Origin of the sequence: Agarivorans sp. QJM3NY_30 (assembly GCF_050870855.2) — a bacterium.
Lineage (GTDB): Bacteria > Pseudomonadota > Gammaproteobacteria > Enterobacterales > Celerinatantimonadaceae > Agarivorans.
In genome coordinates, this window is record NZ_CP194038.2 from 2,573,119 (window position 1) to 2,592,529 (window position 19,411).

13 protein-coding genes and 1 tRNA gene are annotated in these 19,411 nt (G+C 44.1%); 5 read left to right on the top strand and 9 right to left on the bottom strand.

The features are described 5' to 3' along the window. Positions 1-29: 29 nt before the first annotated feature. Positions 30-497, bottom strand: a complete 468-nt coding sequence (locus ACRRSX_RS11825) for a DUF2127 domain-containing protein (protein WP_432453006.1) — start codon at positions 495-497, stop codon at positions 30-32. A gap of 438 nt (positions 498-935) precedes the next feature. Here ACRRSX_RS11825 and ACRRSX_RS11830 point away from each other — a divergent pair, with 438 nt between their 5' ends. Further along, complete coding sequence (locus ACRRSX_RS11830; protein WP_432453005.1) at positions 936-2,936, top strand: methyl-accepting chemotaxis protein; 2,001 nt, start codon at positions 936-938, stop codon at positions 2,934-2,936. A 312-nt stretch (positions 2,937-3,248) separates the two neighbouring features. Continuing rightward, positions 3,249-4,082 carry a hypothetical protein gene (locus ACRRSX_RS11835; protein ID WP_432453004.1) on the top strand — a complete coding sequence of 278 codons (834 nt, stop codon included), beginning with the start codon at positions 3,249-3,251 and terminating at the stop codon, positions 4,080-4,082. 83 nt (positions 4,083-4,165) lie between these two features. Here the strand turns inward: ACRRSX_RS11835 and ACRRSX_RS11840 are convergent, their stop codons facing one another. The 5 genes from ACRRSX_RS11840 to ACRRSX_RS11860 all read right to left on the bottom strand — a co-directional run bounded on the left by ACRRSX_RS11840 (position 4,166) and on the right by ACRRSX_RS11860 (position 12,470). Further along, a complete protein-coding gene (locus ACRRSX_RS11840) occupies positions 4,166-5,362 on the bottom strand; it encodes an ROK family protein (RefSeq protein ID WP_432453003.1) in 1,197 nt (398 codons plus the stop codon). A gap of 30 nt (positions 5,363-5,392) precedes the next feature. Then, positions 5,393-6,394, bottom strand: a complete 1,002-nt coding sequence (gene araH, locus ACRRSX_RS11845) for an L-arabinose ABC transporter permease AraH (protein ID WP_432453002.1) — start codon at positions 6,392-6,394, stop codon at positions 5,393-5,395. Beyond that, a complete protein-coding gene (locus ACRRSX_RS11850; RefSeq protein ID WP_432453001.1) occupies positions 6,391-7,896 on the bottom strand; it encodes an ATP-binding cassette domain-containing protein in 1,506 nt (501 codons plus the stop codon). Before ACRRSX_RS11850 ends, araH begins: the two co-directional genes overlap by 4 nt. A 50-nt stretch (positions 7,897-7,946) precedes the next feature. Further along, positions 7,947-8,939, bottom strand: a complete 993-nt coding sequence (locus tag ACRRSX_RS11855) for an arabinose ABC transporter substrate-binding protein (protein ID WP_432453000.1) — start codon at positions 8,937-8,939, stop codon at positions 7,947-7,949. A 252-nt stretch (positions 8,940-9,191) separates the two neighbouring features. Beyond that, complete coding sequence (locus ACRRSX_RS11860) at positions 9,192-12,470, bottom strand: DUF5107 domain-containing protein (RefSeq protein WP_432452999.1); 3,279 nt, start codon at positions 12,468-12,470, stop codon at positions 9,192-9,194. Between the two features lie 702 nt (positions 12,471-13,172). Here ACRRSX_RS11860 and ACRRSX_RS11865 point away from each other — a divergent pair. Further along, positions 13,173-13,685 carry a hypothetical protein gene (locus ACRRSX_RS11865; RefSeq protein ID WP_432452998.1) on the top strand — a complete coding sequence of 171 codons (513 nt, stop codon included), beginning with the start codon at positions 13,173-13,175 and terminating at the stop codon, positions 13,683-13,685. A gap of 135 nt (positions 13,686-13,820) precedes the next feature. Then, positions 13,821-13,991, top strand: a complete 171-nt coding sequence (locus tag ACRRSX_RS11870; RefSeq protein WP_432452997.1) for a hypothetical protein — start codon at positions 13,821-13,823, stop codon at positions 13,989-13,991. Between the two features lie 480 nt (positions 13,992-14,471). Here the strand turns inward: ACRRSX_RS11870 and ACRRSX_RS11875 are convergent. Both ACRRSX_RS11875 and ACRRSX_RS11880 read right to left on the bottom strand, forming a co-directional pair. Beyond that, a tRNA-Ser gene (locus ACRRSX_RS11875) sits at positions 14,472-14,559 on the bottom strand. A 191-nt stretch (positions 14,560-14,750) separates the two neighbouring features. Beyond that, the gene (locus ACRRSX_RS11880) at positions 14,751-15,716 is read right to left on the bottom strand and encodes a glucokinase (RefSeq protein ID WP_432452996.1); all 966 of its coding nucleotides are present in this window, start codon (positions 15,714-15,716) and stop codon (positions 14,751-14,753) included. A 331-nt stretch (positions 15,717-16,047) separates the two neighbouring features. Between ACRRSX_RS11880 and ACRRSX_RS11885 the strand changes: the two genes are divergently transcribed. Then, positions 16,048-16,899, top strand: a complete 852-nt coding sequence (locus tag ACRRSX_RS11885; RefSeq protein WP_432452995.1) for a MurR/RpiR family transcriptional regulator — start codon at positions 16,048-16,050, stop codon at positions 16,897-16,899. Positions 16,900-17,056: 157 nt separating this feature from the next. On the opposite strand, the gene ACRRSX_RS11890 is transcribed toward ACRRSX_RS11885, so the two are convergent. Continuing rightward, positions 17,057-19,378 (bottom strand): acyl-CoA dehydrogenase, encoded by a 2,322-nt coding sequence (locus tag ACRRSX_RS11890; RefSeq protein ID WP_432452994.1) that lies wholly within the window; start codon positions 19,376-19,378, stop codon positions 17,057-17,059. Between the last annotated feature and the right edge of the window lie 33 nt (positions 19,379-19,411).

Here is a 19,411-nt window from a genome sequence, read left to right on the forward strand (position 1 = left end):
CATGGTGTCAGCGCTTTGCTGGCACCGACTTATTCATCAAACTGGCGATTGCGACTATGCTGCAACACCTGATACATATAGAGAACAATGGCTAAGTTAAGCAGTAGCACTACCACACTTAAAAGGTTCTGTTGGGTCAACAGCTCATAGATTTCAAAGGGAAGGTAAATCGCACCACTCAGTAAAGCGAACCATTCGGTCCACACAAAGCCATGCCATAAACCATAGGCTTCGATAAATCGAACCATGGTATAAACCAGCGAGCCAATTAAAACCAGATACAAGTTTTGTTCAGTCACTAAACTTGCGTCATGTAATAAAATACTCGCGAAGTGACTTGCAGGGTTAAAATGCAAATGTTCTAACAGCCTTAATAAAACCTGCTGTAAATTTTCACCCGCCAGTTGAAATAGTCCTAAAGCCACAATGAACGACAAGCCCCCCTTGCAGGCTTCTAACATTGCCACGGCTCGTAAGCCTTTCTTTATTTTTAGCATAACGACTCTTTCATGGCAGGGGCTGATAAATTTGCCTTCTTAGCAGCATACGACAGAAGACGAATTGAGCACAGCGCCAGCTGCGGGCTTCAACTTCGCGGTGATATTCACGCAGCAGCTTAGCACTCAAAGTAAATACCTCGCAACTACCTTTGAACAAACACCACCGAAGGTCTGCGTTGCTCAACGCGGCACCTTAAAATGCTTCACCAGTATTCATCGTGGCACGGCACTCTGCAAACGCCTAAACCTCACTGTCAAATTTCAATGATTGACATTAACTATTAGTATTTCCTCAAGCTTATCCCCTAAGAACGACTATATTGATCAATTAAGCTCTGTCGCTTATGTCTTACTATATAAAGCATAAAATAATCGGATTAAAGAGCGCGTGCTAAATGTAAGCCAATCGCGCGCTCACTTTTGGAGTCAATGGATATGTTTTTTAGAAAAAGGATTTTCGCTAAACAAGAGCAAACCGAGGTGTCGGTGAGCATCACCCGCGCCATAAACAGTCAGCAACTCAAACTCGCAGAATTGAAAGATTTTGAGTTAGAGGGAGGCACTGCATTGGTACTCGCTTTTGTATCACCCCACTGCAATTTTGCAGAAGTGAACCGACAGCTGAAAACAGAGCTGCCTTTTGCCGATCATATTATTGCGGTGATGACAGCCGGTGAGTTAGGCGGCGGACGTACAAAACTGTATCACGAGACCCCGCAAACTTGGGATGGGATGGTATTGCATGCATTCTCACGTAAAATATTAAGCGATGTATCGATCCACCGTATTACACTCAAGGCCACAAGTGCGCATGCCACCGATGATAGTGCCGAACGTCGAATTAAGCATATCCTCGGCGAACTGAAAGCGATTCAATTACCCTTTCAAGTGGAAAGTCGAGACACCCTTGCCCTCACCTATTTTGATGGCTTAGCTGGCAGCGAAGACTTTTTCACCCAAGCCCTTTATCGCAGCCAACGTTTCCCCTGTTACTTCATTGGTGGCAGCGCTGGCGGAAAACTGGACTTCAAACAAGCCGAAGTCGGTTTAGATGGCCAGGTACTCAGCGAGCAAGCAATTGTTGGTTTTTGTAAAGTTGCCCCCGCTTATCGTTACGGCATCATGAAGAGTCACAACTTTGAAGCCACGGGTCATGGCTTCGACGTGGCCGAATTCGACCCATTTACTCGCGTATTACATTCGGTGTTAGACGACAAGATGCAACTCCGCAGCCCGGTCGATTGCCTCAGTGAGCATTTTCATTGCAGCGCAGAGCAAGTCGAGCAGCAACTCAATAAACACTCCTTTGGTATTCAGATCAACAAGGAATTATTTATTCGCTCGGTTGCGGCAATCAACGCGGATGGTAGCATTCGTTTCTTTAGTGATTTTAGTTTTGGCGACCGTTTATTATTGGTCAAAGCAAAAGACTTTAACCAATCGACTCAGCGTGACTATCAGCAATTTATGCGGGGTAAACCTAACAAGCCGCTGGCGATGATCGCCAACGACTGTATTTTACGACGGCTCAACAATGGCTCCAGTCTAAATCAAGCCAATAGTTTTGATGGGATCTGCCTATCGGGATTTTCCACTTTTGGTGAGTTTTTAGGCTTACACCAAAATCAAACCATTACCGCCGTTGCTTTCTTCAAAGTAGATGACCATAGCCAGTTTAGTGACGAATATGCCGACAACTACCCCTTTTATTTAGCGTCTTTTAACAATTATTACTTACGCTCGAAATTGGTGAGTACCCAGAAGATAAATACTTTGCAAGCCGATGTAATTCAGCACATGAGTAAAATTCACCCCTTGTTACAATCGGCAACCGCACAACTGCAGCAGGGCTCGAGCCAAACTGCAGACTCCGCCCAACAGCTGCGAACTTTAGGCGAACAATTTGCTACGTTTATTCATAAAATCGATCAGCAACAGAGCCAACGCCAAGAATTGATGGAAGGTGTAAGCACCCTTAAAAATAACGCCGATAAAATCGTTAACATTATTCAATCAATCAGCGGGATTGCCGATCAAACTAACCTACTGGCACTAAATGCAGCCATCGAAGCGGCACGTGCCGAAGAAGCAGGCCGCGGATTTGCGGTAGTGGCCGATGAAGTACGTCAATTATCCAAACGTACCCAAACCAGCGTTCATGAAACTGGCGAGACGATTAAAGAAGTAACCCAGTCGATTAACCATATCACCCATGGGATAGACAGTATCGACACCGTTTTAAGTGATATAGAGCTTGGTTCTCAATCTTTTAGCAACGAACTGACAACGCTTTCAGATAACTCGCAAAACGCGGCCTTAAGCGCCGAACGAGATATCCAGCAGGCGCAAGATGCTCAGCAAAGCATTACTTTAATCGAAGAGGAAAGTCAGCTGATCGATCAACTCAGCCAAATCGCCATCCGGCAGAGAAAGTAAGTAATACCGATCTGATTCATTATATAATCAACTTATTGCACAAAATAAATCTGCTAATAACCCGGCATGAAGAGCAGTAATGAGTGGCTCTAATGGCAAGATACATAACTTAGTTAGTGGTGGTTTACAGCAACGAGCAACAAATAATGAGTTAGAACAGTATAAAAGCCCAAGCGTCTGAAGCAAAAACGTTTGGGCTTTGTTCCACGATTATGCTTATAAACTACGTTAACTAATAACTGGGACTTCAAAACCAGATTGGCTTTTAATATCGAGATATAGTCAGCTAACGACCAACATTGCTGCGCCCACATGCTTCAAGATATCAACTACGCCAATTGCACACTCAGCATCGATTCCAGAGGAGGCTATGCTCTTCGCTTTCTGGTGAATAAGCAACACATCCTGATGCCGGCTCTCGAGGGGGCAGGTTGCGGGGGGTTATTTCCAATGGCTCCAATTGCTAACCGAGTCACTGGCAATACAATTCCCTGGCATGGACAAAACCTATCCTTACCAAATGTCGAGTGGGACGAGCTGTTTTTTTTACATGGAGATGCCTGGAAGAAACCATGGCGCGTCCTCAACAAAAATAAAAGCACCATTCAATTAGTTTTAGAGTCGCATATGAGCCCGCAAATTGATTATTTAGCGATGCTTAGCTATCAATTATCCGAGTCATCCTTAGCGGTGACGCTTCGGGTGACAAATCAATCTGCAAATGCGTTCCCATTTAATATCGGTCTTCACCCATTTTTCTCCGCTAATGATAAAACTGAACTGTGTTTGTTGCATCAAGGATATTGGCCTGAGGGTGAGCATCACCTCCCCATGGCTTACCAAGAACGCGTCGCAACACAATATGATTTCAGAACAAAAAAAGCGTTGTTGAAAGGATGGTTGAATCACTGTTATAGAGTCTCAACCCCGGCAACAACCCTGTTTCGTCCGGATCTCGGTTATCGTATCGTGATTACCTATAACACCCACTATATAACGCTGTATCAACCTTCAATAAGCGATGGCTATATCTGTATCGAGCCACAGGCTTACCCCATCGATGCTCACCATCAGATCATAATGCCCGAAATAGAGCCCAAAGCCTGCCAGGAGGTTAAAATGACCATCAAGGTATTACCACTCTAGGGCCGGTAATGTTGAGCTTTTGGGGCTATTTTTAAGCCTTATGATTGGTGCGTTTTATAGTAAAGATTAGATGTATTAAGCCACTAAAAGTCTTCCAAGATTTTTTCGATAAACAAGTAGCCTATTCCCTTGAGTAACTCTGTATCACTCAAATCTCCAAATCGAATACTGGCTTTTTGTTCTTTAACCGAGGCTACATTGTCTTCAAAAGGATTGAAATGAGCTTGGTCCTTAACCTGAGCTAACCACTGCTCGCCTAATTTTCTGGCTTCGCCATAAATAACGATATCATTCACACTCATCGTGACCAAAAAATTATAAATACTGATCCCCAATGTGCTTGCAGCTTTATTACAGACGCGACGAACCAGCGGATCGTTTTCAAAATACCGTTGAACCGCTTGCTCAAATTCCAGCTCATCGAACTGGTACAACTCGTCAGAAAATCGGTTTTTTATTTGTTTTCTAATATCTGCCAACATGGCTTTAGTTGACGATATGGTTTCCAGACATCCGTAGCGACCGCAGCCACATTTTCGACCATCTTGATCAATGATTGAATGGCCGATCTGTCCGCTGCCATAAAGTGGCCCTCTAAATATTTGATCATCAATCAAAAATGAAGAGCCAATCCCATAATCGACATTAATCACGCAGAAATCACGAACATGCTCGGGATTGGTCCACTTCTCCGCCAGAGCCAGCATTACACAGTCGTTATCAACCGCCACTTGAGTCTCTAATTCAGCTTCGAGAATATACTTAAAATCAATCGGACTATCCCAAGGTGCTTGGGGCATAAACATTGAAGTGCCAGCATGGACGTCTACCTGGCCATGCAGAGCCAAAGCAATTTTTAATTTACCAACCGCAGCCGCGTTAGCGCACTGCCGATAAGCCTTAATCACCAACTGCACCAACTCTTCGGGAATAGCTGGCGCTATATGCCACTCACGCAGCTCAAGTAGCAACTCCATTTTACCGTTAACCACTAACGCAGATATTTTACTGGGCGTGATGTGTATACAAATGATTGGACTGGATTTGTGAGATATTTGATACACACCGCTAGAGTTACCTCTTCCGATATGCTCGGTATGCACATGCTCTACCCAGCCCCTGTCTTCCAAAAACAGTAAAATTTTACTAATGGCAGGTATACTCAATTCAAGTAAGCGAGACAGGCGTGACTTACTTAATTGTTGGTACTGAAAAAGGAGCCTAATAATCAACTTTGCGTTATAAGTTCTCACCGACTGATTATTCATGCCTTTCAGCATTTTAGACTCCTTGCTCATCCACTAAATAAGTTACCCTCTTTCGGCTAATCGTTGACGATATTGGTCTGCGCCAACTGCAAGCAACAAAATACCACCGCGTACTAAGTATTGGTAAAACGAGTCAATATTAAGCAGGTTCAGTGCATTTTCCACCGTTCCCATAATAAGTACCCCGACCGCAACCCCAACAATACTGGCCTTCCCGCCGTTTAGCGATACACCGCCCAGCACGCAAGCCGATATCACACTCAGCTCAAAACCTAAGGATGCGTTGGGTTGGCCACTGGTAATACGCGACGCCAGTATGACACCTGCAATAGCACAAATTGCCCCTTGTATCGCAAAATTGGCAATTCGAACTTTATCAACATCCACCCCGGCGAGTTTTGCCGCATCAGCATTCCCACCCACTGCTAAAGCATTTCGCCCATAAGCGGTATTTTTCAGCAAGAAGCCAAATACAATAAAGCACAATATAGTGATCACAATTGGCGTTGGTACTCCCAGAACCGTCGACTGGCCTAACATAAAGAAGTTCATGTTAACCACGCCTACCGCATTCCCACCGGAGATAATATAAGCGCCGCCGCGGACAATTTCCATCATCGCTAAGGTTGCGATAAGCGCATTCACCCGAACTTTGGTCACAAAAATACCATTCATGAGACCGATGAAAATACCCGCGACAAGCGCACCAAAGATCCCCAAGATAAAGCTATCGCTGGCATTCACAATGAGTGCCGCCAATACGCCGTAAAATGCGACCTGAGAGCCCACCGATAGATCAAAATCTTTCGATGCGAGGCAGAACATCATCGTACAGGCCACCATGCCAATTTGTGAAATTGAAAGCCCAAGGCCCACCATATTCCTCAGTGAGAAAAAGTAAGGGACAAATATTGCCAGTGCAATAAACAACAATATATACACCACAATAATATTGAAATTCTCACTACTGCGGATCAACGACCAAGTCGAGGTTTTTGCCGGGCTAGACAGATCGATCTGGGCCGTTTTATTTAAAGCGGTCATACGCTCATCTCCTGTTCAGGGAAAGCTTTAGAAAGAATGCTTTCTTCTTGATATTCTTCACGTTTAAATTGGGCCGATATCTGATTTTCTCGCATCACATACAAGCGATCAGTAATGCCCATAATCTCGGGTAACTCGCTGGAAATCACAATAATCGATATACCCTTGTTCGCTAATTCGTATAACACGTTATAAATTTGGTTCTTTGCCGAGACATCAATGCCCCGCGTTGGCTCATCGACAATCAATACATTGATACTGGGCTCTGCCAACCAACGGGCGAGGATCACTTTTTGCTGGTTCCCACCGGATAAAAATTGGATCTCTTTCTCTAAAGATGGCGTTTTAATATCCAGCCGTTTTACAAAGCGTTCCGCTTCCGACAACTCTTTAGCAAGATTGAGGATCCCACCGAACCGCCAGAAGTTTCGGCGACTACTGACAGTGATGTTCTCCCAAACCGAACGAAAGGTGATATTGCCCTCTTTTTTGCGATCTTCAGAGCAATACAAGATCCCTTTTTGAATCGCCTTTTTAGGCGTTAACGACGGCAGCTTACAATGATTGAAAGAAGCACTGATCTGCTGACTCGATATCGCGCCAATGATCGACTTCATCAATTCGGTACGGCCCGAACCAACCAAGCCAAAAAAACCTAGAATTTCACTTTTACGAACATTAAATTCAACGCTTTGAGGAAACTGATGGCTATGAATGCTGTCCAGCGAAAAATTAATTGCTCCGAGTTCTCTTGGGGAATAGTTATACATATCGCCCAAGTTACGACCGATCATTTTCTCAATAATGGTTTTGCGATCAATTTGTTTCAAATCGTCATAAGAAATCACATGCTTCCCGTCTTTCATTACGGTGCACGAACTACATAAGTCGAATATCTCCGCCATTCGGTGTGAGATATAAATCAGGATCCGACCTTCGGCTTGTAACTGGCGGATCACTCTAAACAGAACTTTGGTTTCGGCCGACGACAAACTGCTGGTCGGTTCGTCTAATGCAATAATATTGGCATTTAATATCAGCGCTTTGGCTATCTCCACCATTTGTTGCTGACCCATCGATAGCCCACTCACTTTATCTTTGGAAGAAAAGCTCAAGCCAAGGCTTTGCAACTGAATGTCGGCCTGTTGATTCATCTTCTTCCAATCAATTTTTCCCCGATGTGACGGAAAGCGACCCAAAAAAATATTCTCTGCAACACTCAGTTCTGGAACCAATTGCAGCTCTTGATGAATAATAGCGATACCGCCTTTAATCGCTTCACTGGGAGAACGAAAGTTGACGCTTTGGTCGTTGATGGCCACATGTCCCGAGCTCGCTGGATAAATTCCCCCAAGTACTTTCATCAAGGTACTTTTGCCAGCGCCGTTAGCACCGATAAGACCGTGAACTTCGCCATGGCCTATCGAGAAACTAATGGCGTCGAGGGCTTTCACTCCGGGAAAGTTTTTAGATACATCGCAAAATTCGAGTTTGTTATTCATTCACACAATCCTTGATGAAATCGGGGTGAAACACCCCGAACATTGTACAATTACAAACCTAAACTTTTACGCACTTGTTGATAGTTATCTCGGGTTGCCAGATACCCTGAGGTATAAATTAACTTCTCAGGCTCTACGCCATTGGCGATCCAGTTATACATATTGATCGAGGTTTGATAGCCATGTGCTTTGGCACTTAAAATAATGGTCCCGTAGAATCCGGTAGAAACAGGCTTGCGGAATTCATTAATCGCTTCTTCGGTACCGTTAATACCAACACCAATAATGTCCGATGAAGCAATTCCGTTCCCTTCTAAGGCCCGAACGCCACCGATCACCACTTGATCATTCATGCCATAGACAATCCATTTTTTAAATTGGCCTTTCTGGGTGATTAAACTATTCGCGGCATTAAATGCTTGTTCGGTATTATCGAGTCGATGCGGTGCTTCAAACATATTGGCGGCTGGGTAATTTGCCTCGTTTAAAACATCAGTCGCCCCTTTGGTTCGTTGGTAAGCCGTTGGTAGCTGTTTGTAGGTGAGTGCCATCGCCGCCACTTCGTTGCGGTCCCAGCCACGCGCATCTATTTCGGCCAATAACGCGTCCCCCACTTCACGTCCGATGTTATAAGCAGAAATCCCCATATGAACCACATCTTCAATGGGATTACCTTTGCCATCAATCAGTCGGTCATCCACCGACATTAACTTGAGTCCGTTTCTGTTGGCAGCTGCCACAACGGCAGGGCCTAATTTTACATTAGGGACACACACAATCACCCCATCAGCCTGTTGAGTGCCTAAGTTGTCCAACGCCGACATCAATTTTTGACCATCTTGCGCGCCAATTTTAATTAACTCGAAGCCTTTTTCTTTGGCCGCTACCTCTGCAAACTTCCATTCATCTTGGAACCAGCCTGCTTCGGGTTGTTTAACAATAAAACCAATTTTCTTTTTCGCTTCAGCAGCTGCGCCTAAAGACATAGAGCAAAGCGATGCAGTTAGTAATGCGGTACCAATTTTTTTGTAGAGTATATTCATAATTTGACCTATTTTAATCACCCCAAATGGTAATGCGTTCAGCCCTTGTTCAACTGAAATTCACACATTTCACGTCGTATTTTATATTTCTAAACTGCCGTTATTGTTTAACAGCTATCGTTATTATTCATGCTGATGTTAATGTAATGTTTGCTATATATTGTGAAGTTCAATCACGCTATATAGTAATCTTTGTTTAGTATTAATGTCCCTCCTCATTCGCTTTTAAAAAACTGCCATAGAGTTGGCTTATTAAACACAAGCCGGCAATAACAATGGATAAAGGCTTTCGATCAGACTGATCTTGGCGTGCCCCGGCTCCAATTGAAGAACCGCTAATCGGTCTTGGTTTGTTTCTGCGACACCACTATTGCTGAGTAGACTGCAGCCAAGTGATGCCAAATAGCGAATAAACCGACAATGAATTTGATGGTTTTTAGCAATGTCGCGATCAAATACGATCAGTTCTGGCAGCGACACCGCAAAAAAGTCCTCAACAACTGGGTCACTCAAGTGCGCATCGGCCCAGCGCTTCATCTCGGTGAAACGCGCCAGTGCTTGCTCTCGTTGACCACACTTGGCTAAGGCTAGTGCCTGAAAGAAAAGGTAATCGGCTGGTTGATCGTTGTAGTAACGGCTTTCGCTTAAGCTGGAACAACCGAGCATCGCTTTTTGCCAACACTGCTGTGCGTGCTGTAAATTTCCTCTCCATTCAGCAACACAACCTAATAAAAAATAAACATCATTGTCGGTTTGGCCTACCAGACGACCTTCGCTGAGGTTATCAGGATAAGCAAAGGCATCGGACAACGCTTGTTCGGCTTCGGCGTAGTCTTTATTCATCATCAAGCTGCAAGCTTTTCGGATCAGCGCATTAATGTATTGACCGGTTATTTTCCCCTCGCCCCCCTCCCAAGGATGAAACTTTTTCTGTTGAAGGATTGAAAAAGCTAGCTCATGACGCCCTTCAATATTGAGTAAGCTGATCCATTCCGCAGTTAAATCATCTCGCTGCAACACCACATTTTGATGCAGATCCAATGCCTCGAGACGCTGTTGCGGTGAATAAGCGGCCAGCTTTCTTAAATGGTCGAGTTCGAACAAAACCCTCGCATCGCTTAAATCTAGCGCCCAAGCATAGGACATATGGCTAATCGCGTGTTCATAATCCCCATGTTTATTAGCGTGGTACACCGCCAAATTACGATGACAAGCTTTAAAACTAGGCCTATTGGATAAAGCTGTCTCCCATAACTTAAGCGCTTTTGCGTAAGACTTTTTCGCATAGAAAAAACAACCTAGCAGATAATCGGCAAAGGGCTGACCAGCTAACTTGCTTAATGCAAGGCACTCGATAGGCGTATTCGGAAACAATACATTTTGATTAAATTGTTGTTCCGCCAGCGCCAACAAGGCTTGTGGATACTGTTCACTTAATCCCGCTTTGATAAGCAAGGCATTTGCCCCTGCCGCATCGATTAAATCGATGGCCTGAATGGCTAAGTGAGTTAAGCCTAAAGAATGATACAAACCGCTCACATGAACCGCATTGGCTTGTCTACCCTGACACAGCGTGATAAATCGCTGCTTCGATTCATGAGTTTGTTCAAGCCGGTAACGCTCCATAAATAGCGCGTAACCCAATGGAAACTGCTGAATTGCCGATTCGATATGCGCCTTCGCTTGTTGCTGGTGGCCCAATGCGATCAAAATCGCTGCTTTTACAAACGCGGCCTGGTAACTGGTTCCGTTGAGCGCTAACGAACGATTAATTTCATCCAATGCGTCTAAGTAACGCTGTTGAATAAATGAGATCCGCGCAGCCGCCAACAAACCACTATCACGACAGTTGCCACTCCAAGTCGATTTATAATAATCGGCATAGGCCAAATCCAACTGACCCAGTTTTTCATGTACACAAGCCCGAAGAAAACTAGCACGGCCGCAAGCCGGGTTCTTATTGTAACGATGCACTCGTTGGAGTGCTTTATCGAGTAAGGCCAATGCTTGTTGGTAATCGCAACGGTCATACTCTTGATGTGCCAAAGCGAGATTGCAGCGATAATCTAAGGGGTCTCTGGCCAAAGCTTCTAGATAATAGGCTTCTGGCTTACCACTGGCATGATGATACTGCTCTAAGTGTTGTCCAATTAAATACAGCTCGTCGACGGACAACACCTCCTTAGGTGGCAAAGGCGCATCGGCGGGATCTGGAATAGCCTCATCCGAAGCCCTGTGTTCCTGATAAACAAGTACCTTTTGACCATTCTGAGTCGTCACCGTGATACTTAATCGCTCGTCGGCAGAATAATCCAAGGTTTGTAAATACACCTCGCAAGGCTCAAACGAGAACACTTCATCAACCAAGATCTCTTCATCGTTACGGATCACTACCCGTGCATGTTCAATCTTCGAGATAGCATATAGTCCCCACTGCACTTCATCTGCATCACGTTGCAGCTTTAATGCAACATCAGTATTGGCCTGATGCACCATGCCAAGTTGACTATAAGGAAGGAAGTTTTGTACGAAGATCTTCTCTTCGTTGGGATCGATCCAAGTAAAATCAGGCTGATTATCGGTAAATACACCAGTCATTAACTCAATGTAAGGGCCACTGCTATCGGTGAGATTTTTATCCCAAGCGAGGCCAAAATCGCAATTTCCCCAGGTCCACTGCTTTTTCCCCGGAGACAAATGATGGTTAGCGATATGTAAAAGGCCACCTTGTTCATGATGGCTATAGGCTCCCACAAAATCGTAATCGGAACCAGCAGCCATATAAGAAGTCGGTACTGGCAGGTTTTTATATCTGGATATATCGGTACCCGGCGAGTAATCCACTTTATAATAAGTGCCCTTAGCTATCGGGAATTCACTCACATCGCGCTTGCCGTGATCATAAACTGCCGTAACATCGGGCGGGAAAATGCTCTGATGATCGTCGCCGCCTTTCACCGCAGGGTTAGACCACCATAGAAAATGCCGAGGCACAGCATTACCGTTATACACTTTACCCGTGATCTCAATAAGCGCCTTATCGGGATAAAGCTTAAAGCCTGCACTTACTTGTAAGCCATACATGTGCTCGACTTCACCCAGCCATACTTCTGCGCTACCATCGTTCAAGCTGCGAATATTCACATCAACTGGCATATAAGTAGTAGGCCGATGATGTTGCGGCCAGTTAAATTCAATCCCGCCAGATATCCACGGACCAACTAATCCAACCAGCGCCGGTTTTACCACCTCGTTGTAGTAAACAAAATCTCGTTGATTGACCTTATCGTAAGCGCGATGAATGCGACCACCAAGCTCTGGCAACAGCATGACTTTGATATAGTCATTTTCTAAATAGATGGCTTGGTATTCTTGGTCGACCGCTTGCTCGCGAATCGAATCAATCACCCCGTAGGGATACACTGCCCCAGAAGAGCCTTGGTAAACCCGCTTCTCAAGAAATAGTGGATTGGGATCCACAGAACCGGTGGGGTATGTTGGCAAAACAATTGTCTCTGACCATACATTCACGCTATTTCCCATACATATGCCTCAAAAGTACACGCTTCTAATTAAAAATAATGAAGATGCGGCAAGCTTATGCGCTATTTGAAATGAATTATTGTGAATGCTTCACGCTGTTTAATAATCTGAGTTTACTAACAGCGTTTTGATGAAGGGCTAAGCGCAACGTAGCCATGCGCGGCTTTAGAATTGTTATTCGAAAACGACAACCCCCCAGCCTCTCCGTAATGAGCCAATTGACAATAGAGTTTTGTATCAATATAGTGCCCTTTAATTTGTGATGATGGAATATCACTGCAAGATAAGATCTGCCCAGTGATCATCAATGTTAAATTTAACGACGCGAGTCGCCAAGCGATCGACGATATAGAGCCCATATTATTAAAGTAAAAAAATAGGCTGGGTAGTGATGCTTGTTGGCCAACTCAGTCTTATTTTTACTGGTGGTGCTGTCAGAACAAGCGCTCGTGGCAAAATAATTGAAAATAGTAATCTTTTTAAGGTGATGTCTGCTGACGCCAACCACGTTTCATGGAGCATATACCAAACCAATTGAGAGTATTTTCTTAATAGCTTTTCTTCGTTAGATAGGCACGCTAATAGCCAAATTGAAAACTTGCTCTACAGCAACATTTGAGAACATCAGCGAGCCCAAAAGAGAAAATTTCGGGGGCGCTATTTACAAAAAATGTAAGGTAAAATAACGCGATGAATCATATTATTTTGGCTTTTGGCATTTTATGCACATTGAGCTGCGAAGCGAATACTTCAAGCGAGGTGATAGATTTTGGAAAAGATATATTACAAACAAGATATGAAGCATTTGCTGACAAAATGAACCAATGTGATAAGCAAGCAAGAAACACAAATGTATCAAACGAAACCTTAGTCCAATTGCAAAAAATCCCCTCTGAGGCTGCCTTAGCCTTAGCAGTGGTAAATTATAAAGCATTACAGCAATGTGCATTGTACGAATACAGCGAAGCGCTTAGGACCCTAGTATCTCTGGAAAACTTAGATGAGTTCAATCCGAGCACTGATGAAGCGTTAAAAATCAACAGGATTAAAGCCCTACTTGTTGCTGACATGAATATGTATATTGAAAAAGAATATGCAGAGATTTCCCCTGAGCTAAAAGTAAAACTAGAGGGAATGGCAGAACTGAAGTTTCCTTTTAATTTAAGTAACACGATTGAAAAAGCCTGGCCAAGCTCTTTCTAAAAATAGTATCACGTTGTATTTTTTTTATTCAATTTATCATTCCGGTTTAAGATGCCCTAGTGTGGTAAGGCTATCGGCACCACATTTTAAATACTGAGCTGCCAAATCATCAAACACCGAATCAGGAGTCTAGCAATGATAAAAAGTGTATTCATTAGCCTTATTTACTGTCTGGTCATCTTTAGTTTTGTTGCATGGTACTGGCAGCAATCTGCAGAGCCACAACGTACTTGGCTATTTTATTTTGTGTTTACCATAGCCTTTGGCCAGAATGTTTATTACAGCTATAAACGCTCAAAAAAGTAATTTTAAACAGCTTAATCAAACCAAACCTTCGAGCGAGCAACTTCAAGGTGCTGGTTTAGGAGCTGCTGCGGGTTTATTGTTCGCTCATAGTAATAAGTCGAAGAACTCATTAGTGTATATATTGGCCAGTGGGCTTGTCGGGTGCATGGCTGCCAACGCCACTCGAAGATATAATTGTGTGGTATAAAAAAAGAGTGGGATGCATAGAGTCCCAATCCTTTTCCTAAACTGTATTAGTATAATTACCAAGCAATTTTGACGTAATCACACTGATACAATTAATAGATAGACAATTTTTCAGAAAGTCTCGCAGAAACCAATCTACACCCAATCCAAGGGTGATTAAATCATACGCTCTGTCATACCCAAAATCGCCGGACGTTATGAGACAAACCGAAACAAGATGAGATGATAAGCTATTGATTTAACTATATTACAGGCATAAAAAAAGACGTCCTTAGACGTCTTTTCATTTGAATATGGCGGTGACGGAGAGATTCGAACTCTCGATACCTTGCGGTATACACACTTTCCAGGCGTGCTCCTTCAGCCACTCGGACACGTCACCTAAATTGTTTTTCGCTCGGGGCGATAATGAGGCGCTAGATTACGGATAGCGTTGGCGAGGGTCAACTATTTTTTTCTAAAAAGGCGTTGGTTGCTGACTTCTTGCACAAGTATTGCTGTTGCAACGATAAAAGTACTCACAAAAAAAGGAAGCCGATGCTTCCCTTTATCCATGCTTTGAATCGCTCAACTTTAGATACGGTAGCCATTGCTTTGACGCAAATAAGCCGATGCGCCTTGTAAACCTGGTTGTTCTTCGGTGATCACATAAACGGGTACTTTAGCGACAAAATCTGCAAAACGCCCTTTAGCTTCGAAGCGCGCGCGGAATTCACTATGTTTAAAGAATTCCATAAAGCGACTAATAATACCGCCTGCAATGTAAACCCCGCCAAAGGTCGACATGTTTAAGGCAAGGTTGCCACCAAAAGAGCCAAGGGCGCGACAAAATACTTGCATCGCTTCAACGCATACCGGGCAACTTTCTTGCAAACCGCGGGTAGTAATGTCGGCAGGCTGTAAGTCTTCGGCTGCTTTGCCATGGTAGTCCATTAAGCCGAGATAAATATTGACCAAACCGGGTCCCGATAACAAGCGTTCTGCCGAAACGTGATCATAACGCTGTTGTAGGAAGCTCAAAACATGTGCTTCAAGTGCATCATTGGGTGCAAATTCAACATGCCCTCCCTCACCCGGAATACACACATATTCGCTGTCGTGATGAATTAAATGCGCCACGCCTAAACCAGTGCCGGGGCCGTATACCGCGATAGGCTCTCCAGATTTGGCGGGTTCACCACCAATTTGTATTTTCTGGCTATCGCTCAAGGTTGGGATCGACATGGCAATGCCGGTGTAATCGTTGATCACATAAAAGTTTTCAAAGCCCAGTTGCTCTTGAACCGCCTTGCGAGAAAATGCCCAGCTATGATTGGTCATCGCAATCCAGTCTTGATCGGTTGGGCAAGCAATGGCGATACAGGCTTGGGTGACCGTTTCTTGTTGTTCGCTCAAGTACAACGACATAACATCAGCAATGCTGGGGAAGTCACCACACAGGTACTTCTGTAAACGACCTATTTCGCCAGTCTTTAACTCGACTAACGCCAAACGAATATTTGTGCCACCTACATCAGCGATCAACCCAAAACCGGCCATTATGTTTTCCTCGATAACAAATTAAAAAATAAAAACAAAAATATCATTAAATAACTCTAACAAACTATCATTAAATAGCTGTTGTTCTTAATTATCTGTGGATTTTAGCGCTTTTGTACTGGAATTTCGTTAGTAAATTACTAATATTTAGATTGATTTCAAAAATATTAGACCTAGCTCATACTATGAAAACGTTGTCTGGTCTATCATTCATGCTAATTTATCTTGTTTCAGCCAGCGGTCTATGTAATTGTATTACATATCTATATGTTGAAAAATTATTACATTTGACAATTTAACCTTAACAAATGCGCTTAATATAACGAGTATTATGAATACGCTTGAAAAAATAACAAAAAATTTAGAGAACTTTAGTAAGTCCGAACGAAAGGTTGCTGAAGTTATTATTGCCTCTCCTCAAACGGCAATCCATTCAAGTATTGCCGCATTGGCTAAATTAGCTGATGTAAGCGAACCGACCGTTAACCGCTTTTGTCGTCGCTTAGATACTAAGGGATTTCCCGACTTTAAACTACATTTAGCGCAAAGCTTGGCTAACGGTACACCTTATGTGAACCGTCATGTAGATGAGGAAGACGGACCAGAAGCCTACACTGCCAAAATATTCGAATCTTCGATGGCCAGTTTAGAAGCGGCAAAAAATAGCTTAGATCCGGTGGCGGTGAATCGTGCTGTCGATTTACTCACTCAGGCGAAGAAGATTTCATTCTTTGGTTTAGGCGCTTCAGCCTCAGTTGCCCAAGATGCATTAAATAAGTTTTTCCGCTTCAACGTGCCAGTAAGCTACTTTGATGATGTTGTAATGATGCGCATGAGCTGTATTGTGGCCACCGAAGAAGATGTGATTATTTTAATTTCACATACAGGTCGCACCAAAGCGATGATCGATATTGCAATACTTGCCCAGCAAAATGATTCGATGGTTATTGGCATCACCACTAAAGACTCCCCACTCGCCAAAGAATGTAATTTGGTGTTGTCGATGGATGTTCCGGAAGATACCGACGTTTATATGCCAATGGCATCACGTATTGCGCAAATGGCTCTTATCGACGTACTCGCAACAGGCTTTACACTGCGTCGTGGTGAACGATTCAGAGAGAATCTGCGTAAAGTGAAACAAAGCTTAAAAGACTCTAGAACCGATAAAGGTATCGAATAATCAAACGCAGCCTGCTAAGCGCTAGTCTTTATACTAACTTTTAGCAGGCTTACCATTAGATGTTCCCTGAACTGTTACCACAGTTCGTGATTCTATCTTTGTGAATACAAAAAAAGGATGCAATGGCATCCTTTTTTATTTGTAGTCGCCAAATGAATTAGGCAACATGCACAGCGCTAATTGGCGCGTTTTTCTCTTCTAATACGCCAGGTTCGAAGTGGTCAACCTGAATCGCCTTGGAACGTAAAGCATCTGCTTTGAGTAACTCAGCGGCTTCGGTCTCACTTAAGATATCCTGCGCCTGAGCAGCAGCAACGATTTCTGCAAGTTCAACCTTACGTGGTAACTGACCCGCTTTCTGAGCTTTGGCGATCTTCCGCTCTAGTGGTCTCACTTTATACATCGCCAAAAATGCCTGCTCAATAATTGCAACCGCATCTCCTTTACTGCCATCGGTCACACATAACTGACTTAAGCGCTCGCGAGCGGAGCCTGGTGTCATCATGGTTTCACAAATTTTATGGCCTATTGCATCGTCCGCTAGCTTAAAGCGATTGCCATATGGGAACACCACCGATTTTAATACTCGTGCCACCACCCGACTCGAGAAGTTTTGAAAGAAACCTTCAAAAGCGATACCAATTTCGTAAAGATTACGTTCTATCGCCCACTTCACAAATGGTAGATCTTCTGCCGGACGCCCTTGATCTTCATAATGTTTTAAGGTGGCTGACGCTAAGTAAAGATGACTCAGCACATCACCTAAGCGCGCAGAGATCCGTTCTTTACGTTTTAATTCTCCACCTAGAATCAACATCGACATATCGGCACACAAAGCTAATCCTCGGCTCATCCGGGTTAATTGGCGATAATAAACAGCGGTTTCTCCCGAAACCGGGCTTGAATTAAAATAAGCACCGGTTAAGCCTTGGAATAAGCTACCCACAAAGTTGCCTGCGCCAAAAGCGATATGTTTGATTAACAGGCCATCGAATTCGGCAAGTCCTGCGGCTTCGTCTGGATTAGCAGCCGCCTGCAATTCTTTGAGAACATATGGATGACAACGTGTAGCGCCCTGACCAAAGATCATTAAGTTACGGGTGAGAATGTTGGCACCTTCCACCGTGATCGCAACTGGGATCCCATTATAGGCATGACCTAAGTAGTTCATTTCACCCAGTTGGATCCCCCGTCCCGAATGAATGTCCATGGCATCATCTAATACGGTACGCGCCATTTCGGTCATATGGTACTTAGCAATCGCGGTGACAATGGCAGGGCTTTGATCTAAGTCTAAAGCGCCTGCGGTAAGACGACGGGCAGCCTCTAATTGATAGGTCATGCCGCCAATCCGAGCCAAGGCCTCTTCAACGCCTTCAAAACGGCCAATCGATAAACCAAATTGTTTACGAACATAGGCATAAGCGCTGGTAGTTCGTGAGCTCATATGGCCCACCGCCGTGCCCAAGGCTGGAAGTGAAATACCGCGACCGGCCGATAAACATTCAACCAGCATTCGCCAGCCTTTACCGGCGTAATCAGAGCCACCAATAATCCAATCTAAGGGAATGAATACATCATCACCAAAAGTTGGGCCATTCATAAAGGCTAAACCTAACGGAAAATGGCGATCGCCGGTACGCACACCGGGATGGTCGGTTGGGATCAGCGCACAGGTAATACCCAGCTCTTGCTGCTCACCGAGCAGATGTTCGGGATCATACAGTTTAAAGGCTAAGCCAAGAACCGTAGCAACAGGTGCCAGCGTAATGTAGCGCTTATTCCAATTTAAGCGGATCCCCACAACCTCTTCACCATTAAACTCCCCCTTACATATAATCCCTTTATCGGGTATCGCTCCTGCATCAGAGCCTGCTTCTGGGCCAGTTAAGGCAAAACAAGGCACATGGGTGCCATCGGCTAAGCCGGGTAACCAATGATCTTTTTGTTGCTGGGTGCCATAGTGCAGTAACAGCTCACCTGGGCCTAAAGAGTTAGGCACCATCACCGTTACCGCAGCCGATAAACTGCGAGTGGCAATGGTGCTAACAATGGTTGAATTAGCAATTGCCGAAAACTCTCGTCCGCCATAACTTTTAGGGATAATTAATGCAAAAAAGCCTTCGGCTTTTAAGTAATCCCATACCGGTTTGGGCAAATCGCGTTGGTTTTGCACAATGTCGAAGTCATCTAGTAGCTTGAGTAAGCTTGCAACCTGATTATCCATAAAGGCTTGTTCGGCTTCACTTAAACGCGCTTTAGGATATTGATGCAATTTACTCCAGTCGGGTTTTCCTCCAAATAGTTCGCCGTCCCACCATACCGACCCCGCTTCCATGGCTTCTTTTTCAGTTTGCGACAGGGGGGGCAAAATCTTTTTAAACATCTTAAAGGCTGGTCGCGAAACCAGCTTGATCCGTGTCTCGGTAATACTTAACAGCACCACGATAGCGGTCAGCAACATTAGTATAATTGTCATGGCTGTATCCTTTATTTCACGTCGTATTTTTGG

Coding starts and splice junctions, on each gene's coding strand:
- ACRRSX_RS11825 (WP_432453006.1), bottom strand. CDS start 497: ATGCTAAAAATAAAGAAAGGCTTACGAGCCGTGGCAATGTTAGAAGCC.
- ACRRSX_RS11830 (WP_432453005.1), top strand. CDS start 936: ATGTTTTTTAGAAAAAGGATTTTCGCTAAACAAGAGCAAACCGAGGTG.
- ACRRSX_RS11835 (WP_432453004.1), top strand. CDS start 3,249: ATGCTTCAAGATATCAACTACGCCAATTGCACACTCAGCATCGATTCC.
- ACRRSX_RS11840 (WP_432453003.1), bottom strand. CDS start 5,362: ATGCTGAAAGGCATGAATAATCAGTCGGTGAGAACTTATAACGCAAAG.
- araH (WP_432453002.1), bottom strand. CDS start 6,394: ATGACCGCTTTAAATAAAACGGCCCAGATCGATCTGTCTAGCCCGGCA.
- ACRRSX_RS11850 (WP_432453001.1), bottom strand. CDS start 7,896: ATGAATAACAAACTCGAATTTTGCGATGTATCTAAAAACTTTCCCGGA.
- ACRRSX_RS11855 (WP_432453000.1), bottom strand. CDS start 8,939: ATGAATATACTCTACAAAAAAATTGGTACCGCATTACTAACTGCATCG.
- ACRRSX_RS11865 (WP_432452998.1), top strand. CDS start 13,173: ATGAATCATATTATTTTGGCTTTTGGCATTTTATGCACATTGAGCTGC.
- ACRRSX_RS11870 (WP_432452997.1), top strand. CDS start 13,821: ATGATAAAAAGTGTATTCATTAGCCTTATTTACTGTCTGGTCATCTTT.
- ACRRSX_RS11880 (WP_432452996.1), bottom strand. CDS start 15,716: ATGGCCGGTTTTGGGTTGATCGCTGATGTAGGTGGCACAAATATTCGT.
- ACRRSX_RS11885 (WP_432452995.1), top strand. CDS start 16,048: ATGAATACGCTTGAAAAAATAACAAAAAATTTAGAGAACTTTAGTAAG.
- ACRRSX_RS11890 (WP_432452994.1), bottom strand. CDS start 19,378: ATGACAATTATACTAATGTTGCTGACCGCTATCGTGGTGCTGTTAAGT.